Genomic DNA, 10,289 nt, shown 5'->3' on the forward strand with positions numbered 1-10,289 from the left:
CACGCACCCACCGGGGCCCGACAGCCCCCCGCTGCGAGGAAGGCTAGTAACAGAGGCCTTTGCCAGCGCTGCGCCGACCTGGCTAACTGGTGATGTCGCCACGGCGGCGGGGCCCTTCGCCCCCCCCGCCCGACGAACCCCTCTCCACCGTGTGAGTGGCTCACGCATGCCTTCGGCGTGCGGCGACCGCCCGTGTCCCCGTCGGAAGGTTTCCTCCGTGTCGAAGTCCGTCATCCGCCGCATCGCCGCTTCCAAGAAGACCCTCACCGGTTCGATCGTCGCCCTGGGCGTCGCCGGCACCATGCTCGCCACGGTCCCCGCCCAGGCGGCCCCGACGAGTGCCAAGGCGATCGCCCAGCAGATGATCAAGGACCCGGCGCAGTTCGCGGCGTTCAACAACATCGTTTACCGCGAGAGCGGCTGGAACCACACCGCCACCAACGCCTCCTCCGGCGCCTACGGCCTGGTCCAGGCCCTGCCGGCCTCGAAGATGGCCTCCGCGGGCTCGGACTGGAAGACCAACCCGGCCACCCAGATCAAGTGGGGCCTGGACTACATGAACTCCCGCTACGGCAGCCCCGTCGGCGCCTGGAACTTCTGGCAGGCCCACCACTGGTACTAAGCCACCAGTGACCGCCCGACGACGCGGGCAGCACGACGTGCGAAGGCCCCGGTGGCCGGACCTCCCCAGGTCCGGCCGCCGGGGCCTTCTGTTTCCCATCCCACAGGGTCTGTGCGGCCGGCGGATCGGCGCCCGCGGCCACCTGACGGCCTCTTGGCGGTCTCCCGAGCCGCCTACAGCGCCGTTTACAGCGCCGCCTACAGCCGCTGGATGATCGTCCCGGTCGCCAACGCGCCCCCCGCGCACATGGTGACCAGCGCGAACTCCTTGTCTCGGCGCTCCAGCTCGTGCAGCGCGGTCGTGATCAGCCGGGCCCCGGTCGCGCCCACGGGGTGGCCGAGCGCGATGCCGCCGCCGTTGACGTTGACCTTCTCCAGGTCCTGCTCGAAGACCTGGGCCCAGCTCAGGACGACCGAGGCGAACGCCTCGTTGATCTCGACCAGGTCGATGTCCTTCAGCGACATCCCGGCCTTGCCCAGCACGGCCCGCGTCGCGTCGATCGGCCCGTCCAGGTGGTAGTGCGGGTCGGCGCCGACGAGCGTCTGGGCGACGATCCGGGCGCGCGGCCTCAGCTTGAGCGCCCGGGCCATCTTGCGCGAGGCCCACATCACGGCGGCGGCCCCGTCAGATATCTGGGAGGAGTTGCCGGCCGTGTGGACGGCGGTCGGCATGACGGGCTTGAGCCGGGCCAGCGCCTCCATGCTCGTGTCCCGCAGGCCCTCGTCGCGGTCGACCAGGCGCCACATGCCCTGACCTGCGGCCTGCTCCTCCTCCGTCGTCGGGACCTGGACGGCGAAGGTCTCCCGCTTGAACCGCTCCTCCGCCCACGCGGCCGCGGCCCGTTCCTGGGAGAGCAGCCCGAGCCGGTCGACGTCCTCGCGGGTCAGGCCCCGGTGGCGGGCGATCCGCTCGGCCGCCTCGAACTGGTTGGGGAGGTCGACGTTCCACTCGTCCGGGAAGGGCTTGCCCGGCCCGTGCTTGGATCCCGAGCCCAGCGGCACCCGGCTCATGGCCTCGACCCCGCAGGCGATGCCGATGTCCATGACCCCGCCGGAGATCATGTTGGCCACCATGTGGTTGGCCTGCTGGGAGCTGCCGCACTGGCAGTCCACGGTCGTCGCGGCGGTCTCGTACGGCAGGCCCATGGCGAGCCAGGCGTTGCGCGCCGGGTTCATGGACTGCTCACCGGCGTGCGTGACGGTGCCGCCGACGATCTGCTCGACGCAGTCGGGCTGGATTCCGGTACGGGCGAGGAGTTCGCGGTACGTCTCACCGAGCAGGTAGGCGGGATGGAGGTTGGCGAGCGCGCCCCCGCGCTTGCCGATGGGAGTGCGTACGGCTTCGACGATGACGGGTTCCGCGGCCATGAGCTCGTCCTCTCCTGCACTGTGCCGGCCCGGCGGGCCGTCCCGGCGCCCCGCCCGAACTAGTACGCGTTCTAGTTCTCCCCGCAGTCTTATGACCTGTGACCCCCGCACGCAAGGGTCTTGCACGCGCCTTACACGGATTCCACACGCAACAGTTGACGTGAGGACCCTTGTCACTTCTAGAACTCGTTACTACCTTCAAGCCAACTTCTGATGGGCCGTCAGACCTTGGAGTCGCCCGATGTCGTGTCCCGCGCTGCCCGAAGGCTTCGACGCCACCGATCCCGACCTGCTCCAGGACCGCGTCCCCTTCCCCGAGTTCGCCCGGCTGCGGCAGACCGCACCCGTGTGGTGGTGCCCCCAGCGGCGCGGCGTCACCGGCTTCGACGACGACGGCTACTGGGTCGTGACCCGGCACGCGGACGTCAAGTACGTCTCCACGCACCCCGAGTTGTTCTCCTCGACCACCAACACGGCGATCATCCGCTTCAACGAGCACATCCAGCGCGAGCAGATAGATGCCCAGCGCCTGATCATGTTGAACATGGATCCGCCCGAACACACCCGCGTGCGGCAGATCGTGCAGCGCGGATTCACCCCCCGGGCCATCCGCGGCCTGGAGGACGCCCTGCGCGACCGGGCCCGGAAGATCGTCGCGCAGGCGCTTGCCGCCTCGGGCGACGGCAGCTTCGACTTCGTCACGCAGGTCGCATGCGAGCTTCCGCTCCAGGCCATCGCCGAGCTGATCGGCGTGCCGCAGGAGGACCGGCTGCGGATCTTCGACTGGTCGAACAAGATGATCGCGTACGACGACCCCGAGTACGCGATCACCGAGGAAGTCGGCTCCAACGCCGCGATGGAGCTCATCGGCTACGCCATGAACCTGTCCGCGGCCCGCAAGGAGTGCCCGGCCAAGGACATCGTCACGCAGCTCGTGGCCGCCGAGGGCCAGGGCAACCTGGGCTCCGACGAGTTCGGCTTCTTCGTGCTGCTGCTCGCGGTCGCGGGCAACGAGACCACGCGCAACGCCATCAGCCACGGCATGCACGCCTTCCTGACCCACCCCGAACAGTGGGAGCTGTACAAGGCGACGCGGCCGGCCACGGCCGCCGAGGAGATCGTGCGCTGGGCCACCCCGGTGGTCTCCTTCCAGCGCACCGCCACCCGGGACACCGAGATCGGCGGCCGGAAGATCAGGGCGGGCGACCGCGTGGGGCTGTTCTACTCCTCCGCCAACCACGACCCCGAGGTGTTCACCGACCCCGACCGCTTCGACATCACCCGCGACCCCAACCCGCACCTGGGCTTCGGCGGCGGCGGCCCGCACTTCTGCCTCGGCAAGTCCCTCGCCATCATGGAGATCGACCTGATCTTCAACGCGCTCGCCGACTCGCTGCCCGACCTGAGGCTGGCCGGACCGGAGCCGCGGCGGCTGCGGGCGGCCTGGCTCAACGGCATCAAGGAGCTCCGGGTCAGCCACGGTTGACGGCCGGCCCGTGGTCCGCGACGGCAGGGGCCGCACCTCCCACGCCCCGGCCCCTGCCGTCGTCGGTACGCGCGGCCGCGTTCCGGCCCGGGTCCGTTCGTGTCCGGGGCATTGTCCCGGGGGCGGCCTGCCGTCAGACTGCGCGGATGAATCTTCAGGCAAGCGGGGCGGCCGACTGCGTGGAAGCGCGCTGGCAGCGCCTGCCGACGACATGGCGGCTGATGCACGAACGAGGCGGCTCCCCGGTCCTGAGCCGGGGCGTGCTCGCGCTCATCGAGGCCGCTTCCGCAGAACCGTCACTGCGCCGGCTCTACCCGTTCACCACGCGCTTCACCCTGTGGTTCAGCGCCCGCACCAGCCACCCGTTCGAGGTGGTGGCGCCGGCGGTCGAGCCGCTGCCGGGCGGCCGGTTCCAGGTCCTGAGCCCGACCCGGAAGCTCGTGATCGGCGAGGCCGACACCGCGCGGGCGGCGGTCGCCCTCGTGGTGGCGGGCCTGGCCCAGGCCCCGTACTCGGACTCGGACCCGGACCCGGACCCGGACGCCTGAGCGGCCCCGGCTGGCGCGCGGGCCGCACCCGGCGGATCCTGACAGCACGCGACGATCCACCGAAGGGGTGCCGGGACGGGTGCGAGACCCTCCCCGGCACCCCTTCGGCGTGCGCCCCCCGCGCGTACGGACCCCGGCGCCCCCGCGCTCCCTATGCCCGCGTGCGGGACGCCGCGACCACCCGCTCCGGCTCGCGCGGCCGCGGCACGCTCAGCCCGCCCGGCAGGACGGCACCGCGCGGGCCCGACAGTACGTAGACCAGCCCGAACCCGGCGCTCACGACGGCCGCGCCGCCGACCGCGTCGAGCACCCAGTGGTTGGCGGTGGCGACGATCGCGCACACCGTGATCAGCGGGTGCAGGGCCCCCAGCAGCTTCTGCCAGCCCTTCGGCGCGAGCATGATGATCACGATCCCGCACCACAGCGACCAGCCGAAGTGCAGCGAGGGCATCGCCGCGTACTGGTTGGAGATGGCGGTCATCGCCCCGTACTGCGGATGGGCCAGGTCCTGCGGCCCGTGCACGGTGTCGATGAACCCGAGCCCGGGCATCAGCCGGGGCGGCGCCAGCGGGTAGAGCCAGAAGCCGATGAGGGCGAGGACGGTGGCCAGCCCCAGGGAGGCGCGCGCCCAGCGGTAGTCGCCCGGCCTGCGCCAGTACAGGACCGCCAGGATCGTCAGCGGCACCACGAAGTGGAACGACGTGTAGTAGAAGTTAAAGAACTTCTCCAGCCAGGGCGTGTTCACCACGGCGTGGTTGACGGCGCGCTCGATGTCGAGGCCCAGCGCCCGCTCGATGGCGTGGATCTGGCTGCCGTGCCCCTCGGCGAGGCTGCGGCTGCTGGGCGCTGCGGCGCGGATGTGCGAGTACAGGGAGTACCCGACCCGTATCAGCAGCAACTCCAGCAAAAGGTTGGGGCGCGAGAGCACGCGCCGCCAGAACGGCATCAGCGGCACCCGCGACCAGCGGGCGGCGACGGGCCGGCCGTACGCGGTCGGGACGGGCTCGCGCCAGTACGGGGAGGAGCGCGGCAGGAACGGTACGGCGCAGGCGGCCGCCAGCGCGGCGAGCAGCAGCACGTTGTCCCGTACGGGGGCCAGCGCGGCCAGGTTGGGCAGCAGCACGTCGGCGGGCAGGGTCATGGCCAGCACCACGGCCACCGGCCACACGGGCCGGTCCGCCGCCCGCTTGCCGACCTTGCCGGCCACCGCGAGCAGCACCCACAGCAGCTGGTGGCGCCAGCCGGTCGGCACCACGGCGACGGCCACGCAGCCGGTGACGGCGACGGCGAGGAGCAGCTGGCCGTCGCGGGCGTAGCGGGCGGCGCGGCGCAGGCCGACCCAGCCGATCCCGGCCGCGAGGGCCGCGTACAGCAGGATCTCGCCGGGGCCGGTCAGTCCGAGCCGCAGCAGCGCGCCGTGCACGGACTGGTTGGCCAGATCGTCGGGGGTGCCGCCGAGGCCGGTGCCGGCGAGGTGGTGGACCCAGTACGTCCAGGAGTCGCGCGGCAGGGCCGCCCAGGACAGGGCGGTGGCCCCGGCGAAGGTGACGGCGGCGGCCTTGGCGGTGGGGCGGCGGCCGGTGAGCCACAGCAGCGGTGCGAAGAGCAGCAGGGTCGGCTGGAGCGCGGCGGCGAGGCCGACGAGGAACCCGGCCGGGCGCTCGCCGGGGACCCGGAACACGGCGAGCAGCACCAGCAGCACGGGCAGGACGGCGGTCTGGCCGGGCGAGGCGGCCGCGCGGACCGGCAGCGACACCATCATCAGGCCGACCAGCACGGGCGCGGCGAGCAGCGCGGTGCGCCGGGGCACGGGGTCGGGCAGGCCGCGCGCGGCCACCAGGCCGATGGCGGCGACGAACAGGAGCGTCACGCAGGTCCAGGCCACCTCCAGGGAGGGCGCCGCGAGACCGAGGAACGGCTTGAGGACCAGCCCGGCGAAGGGGGTCCCGGTGAACTGGCCGCCGTCGTACAGCGAGCCGGGGAAGCCGCTGGGGAGCCGGAATTCGTTGAGCCACTCGCCCGGTGGCACGCGCAGGACCGAGGCGGCCTGTCTGACGGCGAGGACACCGGCGAGTGCCCACAGGAGGAACCGCGCCGCCCCCAGCCTGCCGCTACCGCCTATGACCCCGGCATGTCCGTTCGCACCACTGTGCTCCGCCGCGTTAGCCACGCCTCGCCGGCCTCCCGCCCTGTTGACCGCAACCTTGACTTCGCCTGGCTGCCGCGTTTCATGCACCACTTCATTACCTGGGTCGACGATATCCCGCGTGGGATCCCTAGGATGGCGGGCATGAGCATCGTGAAGATCAACGCGCTGACCGTCCCCGCTGAGCAGCGGGAAGTCCTGGAGCAGCGGTTCGCCTCGCGGGCGGGCGCCGTGGAGGGTTCGGACGGGTTCGAGTGGTTCGAGCTGCTTCGTCCCGTCGAGGGCACGGACCAGTACCTGGTGTACACGCGGTGGCGGTCGGAGGAGGACTTCCAGGCGTGGATGGAGGGGCCCATGAAGGCGGCGCACCAGGGCGGGGGCCAGGGTGGCGGCGAGGGCGGCGGCGCGCGCCCGAAGCCGGCCGCCTCGGGGTCGACGGTGTGGTCGTTCGAGGTCGTGCAGCAGGCGGCGCCGAAGCCGCAGGGCTGAGGCGGGGGCGGGGCGGGGAGGTCGGCGGCCGCAGCGGGCGGGAAGGCCGGCCGCTCGGGGGTCGGCTGCCGGACCGGGAGGTCAGCCGCCGGACCGGGAGGTCAGCCGTCAGCCCCAGAAGCGGTCCTCCTCGTCGATGTCCTGGGTGCACTCGTCGATGTCGCTGATCTTCCCGCCGACGATCGTGAAGAAGAGGCCTCCCTGGATCTCGATCCCGTGGTCGCCGCGGTCCCCGCGGGCCGTGTGGAAGGCCATGACGTGGCCCCGCCCGTCGACCAGCACCGCGTGCAGTTCGACCCGGAAGGTGCCCTTGGTCTCCTCGCCGAGCCTCCGGTACAGGTCGAGGACGGCGTCCCGGCCCTTGTGGTGCCCGGAGAGGGGATTGCTGCCCGGGACGTGGTGGATGACGTCGGCCGTCATCAGCGTGCCCATCGTCTCCATGTCGCCCGCGCCGAAGGCCTCGTAGCCGCGGCGGATCAGGGCGGCGTCAGGGTGCTCGGACATGGCTGTCACGCCCTCCGTGTGGGTGATGTGCGTCTTTTCCTATCATCGGCCCGTACCTGTGGATATTCCACGCGGCGGGAGGAGCGCGGACTCCACAATGGCGCCATGGACATCAAGAGCACGAGCACCGGAACCACCGTCCCCGCGGCAGCCGTCAACTGGACCGTCGCCGCCGAGCACTTCGCCACGCCGGAGGCGACCGCGCTGCGCCGCGCGTACTACGCGGAGGTCGCCGGCCGGTACTGGAAACGGCCCGCCACGGAAGCCGAGATCGATGAGGGCCTGCGGGACGATCCGGCGGACGGCCTCACCCCGCCCACGGGCGACTTCGTGGTCGGCCGGCTGAATGCGGCGCCCCGGGCCTGCGGCGGCATACGGCTGCTCGACCCCGTCACCGCCGAGCTCACGCGGGTGTACGTGGACCCGCGCGCCCGCGGCACCGGCGGCGGGGCCGCGCTGCTCACGGCCCTGGAGGCGGCCGCCCGCGCCCTGGGCGCCGAGCGGGTCCGCCTCGACACCCGCTCCGACCTGGTGGAGGCCCGGGCCCTGTACGCGCGCCAGGGCTACGCGGAGATACCGCCGTACAACGCGGGCCCGTACGCGGAGCACTGGTTCGAGAAGCGCCTGATCTGAGCCGGTCCGCTTCAGGTCAGAAGCGGGCGCGAGATCCGCGGCCCCCGAGGGGCAGCCCGGTCACGGCGTCGAGGTCGGACGTGGTCAGCGCGCCGCGTGGTCGCGGCGGGCCGTGGCGTCGAAGGGCTCCTCGGCGTCTGATCCGCAGAGCTCGGCGTTGATCTCCTTGACCAGCTCGACCAGGTCGGTCGGCCGGTCCGGGCCCCACCAGTCGCCGAGCAGTTCGGCGAGCGACTCCTCGCGGGCCGCGGCCAGCTTCCCGGCCTCCTCCCGGCCGCGCTCGGTCATGACCAGCGGCAGCCCGTCCCGTACGGCCAGTCCGCGTCCTTCGAGCTGGCGCGCGGCCTCGGTGATCACCTTCAGGGGCACGGTGGTCCGTTCCGCGAGCATCGCGGGCTCGGCCGAGCCGTACTTCTTCATCCGCAGCAGGAGCCAGCTCGCCGCGGGCAGCAGGTCGAGGCCGGCCTTCTCGGTGATCTTCTCGTAGACGTGCCGGCGGCCCTCGCGGGTGCCGAGGACGGTCAGCGCGCGGGCGACCTCTTCGTGCGAGGATCGGTGGACGGGGTTGGAGGCGAGGGTCTCGGTGACATCGGGCGCGGTGACCGAGCCGCGCAGCACGTCCTCCTTGAGGAACCAGGAGATGGCGAAGGCGAGGAGGACGACGGGCACGGCGTAGAGGAAGACGTCGGTGATGGAGGAGGCGTAGGCGTCGAGCACGCGCGGGCGCAGCCCGGCGGGCAGCTGTCCGATGGCCCGCGGATCGGCCTCCACCAGCGCGGCCGTACCGGGCGGCACCGGCAGCCCGGCGAAAGCGGTGGCCAGCTTGGCGTCGAGCCGGTTGGTGAAGATCGTGCCGAAGATCGCGACGCCGAAGGAGGCGCCGATGGAGCGGAAGAAGGTGGCACCGGAGGTGGCGACTCCGAGGTCGGCGTAACTGACGGAGTTCTGCACGACCAGGACCAGCACCTGCATGACCAGACCCAGTCCGGTGCCGAAGACGAAGAAGTAGATGCTCATCTCCCAGGTGCCGCTGGTGCGCTGCAACTGGTGCAGCAGAAGCAGCCCGACCGCCGTCACGCCCGTGCCCGCGATCGGGAAGACCTTCCAGCGGCCGGTGCGGCTGACGATCTGGCCGGAAGCGGTGGAGGCGATGAGCATGCCGAGCACCATCGGCAGCATGTGGACGCCGGACAGGGTGGGCGAGACCCCCTGGACGACCTGGAGGAACGTCGGGAGGTAGACCATCGCGCCGAACATCGCGAACCCGATGATGAAGCTGATCACCGAGCAGAGGGTGAAGGTGCGGATCCTGAACAGTCCCAGTGGCAGGACGGGTTCGACGGCCCGCCGCTCGACGAGGAGGAACACGGCGAGCAGCACGGCACCCAGGACGGCCACCCCGACGATCCGCGCCGAGCCCCACCCCCAGGAGCCGCCGAGGGAGGCGACGAGCACGAGGCAGGTGGCGACGCAGGCGATGAGGAAGGTGCCGAGGTAGTCGATGGTGTGCTTCAACCGCCGCACGGGGATGTGCAGGACCGCGGCGATGACGACGAGCGCGACGAGACCGATGGGCAGGTTGATGTAGAAGACCCAGCGCCAGGACAGGTTGTCGACGAACACGCCGCCCAGCAGCGGTCCGAGGACACTGGTCGCACCGAAGACGGCGCCGAAGAGGCCCTGGTACTTGCCGCGCTCACGCGGCGGGACGATGTCACCGACGATCGCCATCGACAGCACGATCAGTCCGCCGCCGCCCAGGCCTTGGAGGGCACGGAACCCGATGAGCTGCGGCATGTCCTGGGCGAGCCCGCACAGCGCCGATCCGATGAGGAAGAGCACGATGGCGCCCTGGAACAGCTTCTTGCGCCCGTACTGGTCGCCGAGCTTGCCCCACAGCGGCGTGGCGGCGGTGGCGGCCAGCATGTAGGCGGTGACGACCCAGGACAGGTGCTCCATCCCGCCCAGCTCGCTGACGATCGTCGGCAGGGCCGTCGAGACGATGGTCTGGTCGAGGGCGGCGATCAGCAGGCCGAGCAGCAGGGCCCCGATCGAGACGAGGACGTCGCGGGTGGCGTGCTCGGCGGCCGGGCCGGACGAAGGGGGGCCGGGAACGGGTCCCGCCGGGTCCGTGGTCACATCCTGGGCCATCCGCTCCTCCTCGGGCCGGATCAACATGTCCATCCTGAGCGGTGTGGCCGGATATGGCCTCTCGGGCAGGTTGGGCGGGCCCCGGAGGGTCTGCATAATCGCAGGCAATGGCCAGGGAGGGATTCCAGTGAGCGCTGAGCGCTGTCCAGAATGCGACGCCGTGGGCGCCGACTGCGAGTGCGCGACGGGGGCCGGTTTCGAGCCACTGCGTGTCCGCCCGTACGTGACGCTCCCCGAGCCGGGTCAGGCCGAGGGCCCGCCGCCCCCGCAGCCGGTGCGGGGGGTCGTGGCCGGGCCCCCGGGCGGGTGCGCCGGCGGCGCGCCGACGCCCCCGGGAGAGGAC

At 71.9% G+C, this 10,289-nt stretch carries 9 protein-coding genes; 5 read left to right on the forward strand and 4 right to left on the reverse strand.

All coding sequences use genetic code 11. The annotated features are described in order from the left end of the window. Window positions 1-217: 217 nt before the first annotated feature. Window positions 218-622 (forward strand): aggregation-promoting factor C-terminal-like domain-containing protein, encoded by a 405-nt coding sequence (locus tag ACS04_RS31500; RefSeq protein WP_483414642.1) that lies wholly within the window; start codon window positions 218-220, stop codon window positions 620-622. 197 nt (window positions 623-819) lie between these two features. On the opposite strand, the gene ACS04_RS31505 is transcribed toward ACS04_RS31500, so the two are convergent. Further along, a complete protein-coding gene (locus ACS04_RS31505; protein WP_048480245.1) occupies window positions 820-1,989 on the reverse strand; it encodes a steroid 3-ketoacyl-CoA thiolase in 1,170 nt (389 codons plus the stop codon). A gap of 241 nt (window positions 1,990-2,230) precedes the next feature. Between ACS04_RS31505 and ACS04_RS31510 the strand changes: the two genes are divergently transcribed. Next, window positions 2,231-3,475 carry a cytochrome P450 gene (locus tag ACS04_RS31510; RefSeq protein ID WP_048480246.1) on the forward strand — a complete coding sequence of 415 codons (1,245 nt, stop codon included), beginning with the start codon at window positions 2,231-2,233 and terminating at the stop codon, window positions 3,473-3,475. Window positions 3,476-3,621: 146 nt separating this feature from the next. Continuing rightward, window positions 3,622-4,023 (forward strand): DUF6193 family natural product biosynthesis protein, encoded by a 402-nt coding sequence (locus tag ACS04_RS37860; protein ID WP_158977725.1) that lies wholly within the window; start codon window positions 3,622-3,624, stop codon window positions 4,021-4,023. Between the two features lie 151 nt (window positions 4,024-4,174). On the opposite strand, the gene ACS04_RS31520 is transcribed toward ACS04_RS37860, so the two are convergent. Continuing rightward, a complete protein-coding gene (locus ACS04_RS31520) occupies window positions 4,175-6,193 on the reverse strand; it encodes a bifunctional glycosyltransferase 87/phosphatase PAP2 family protein (protein WP_078865551.1) in 2,019 nt (672 codons plus the stop codon). 120 nt (window positions 6,194-6,313) lie between these two features. Here ACS04_RS31520 and ACS04_RS31525 point away from each other — a divergent pair, with 120 nt between their 5' ends. Next, the gene (locus ACS04_RS31525; RefSeq protein WP_048480287.1) at window positions 6,314-6,658 is read left to right on the forward strand and encodes an antibiotic biosynthesis monooxygenase family protein; all 345 of its coding nucleotides are present in this window, start codon (window positions 6,314-6,316) and stop codon (window positions 6,656-6,658) included. Between the two features lie 108 nt (window positions 6,659-6,766). Here the strand turns inward: ACS04_RS31525 and ACS04_RS31530 are convergent, their stop codons facing one another. Then, window positions 6,767-7,162: a nuclear transport factor 2 family protein gene (locus ACS04_RS31530; protein WP_048480248.1), complete on the reverse strand. Its 396-nt coding sequence runs from the start codon at window positions 7,160-7,162 to the stop codon at window positions 6,767-6,769. A 105-nt stretch (window positions 7,163-7,267) separates the two neighbouring features. Here ACS04_RS31530 and ACS04_RS31535 point away from each other — a divergent pair, with 105 nt between their 5' ends. Next, a complete protein-coding gene (locus ACS04_RS31535; protein ID WP_048480249.1) occupies window positions 7,268-7,795 on the forward strand; it encodes a GNAT family N-acetyltransferase in 528 nt (175 codons plus the stop codon). An 84-nt stretch (window positions 7,796-7,879) separates the two neighbouring features. Here ACS04_RS31535 and ACS04_RS31540 read toward each other — a convergent pair whose 3' ends face one another. Then, window positions 7,880-9,946 carry an MDR family MFS transporter gene (locus tag ACS04_RS31540; RefSeq protein WP_048480288.1) on the reverse strand — a complete coding sequence of 689 codons (2,067 nt, stop codon included), beginning with the start codon at window positions 9,944-9,946 and terminating at the stop codon, window positions 7,880-7,882. Window positions 9,947-10,289 lie beyond the last annotated feature (343 nt).

It is taken from the genome of Streptomyces roseus (assembly GCF_001044425.1).
GTDB lineage: Bacteria > Actinomycetota > Actinomycetes > Streptomycetales > Streptomycetaceae > Streptomyces > Streptomyces roseus.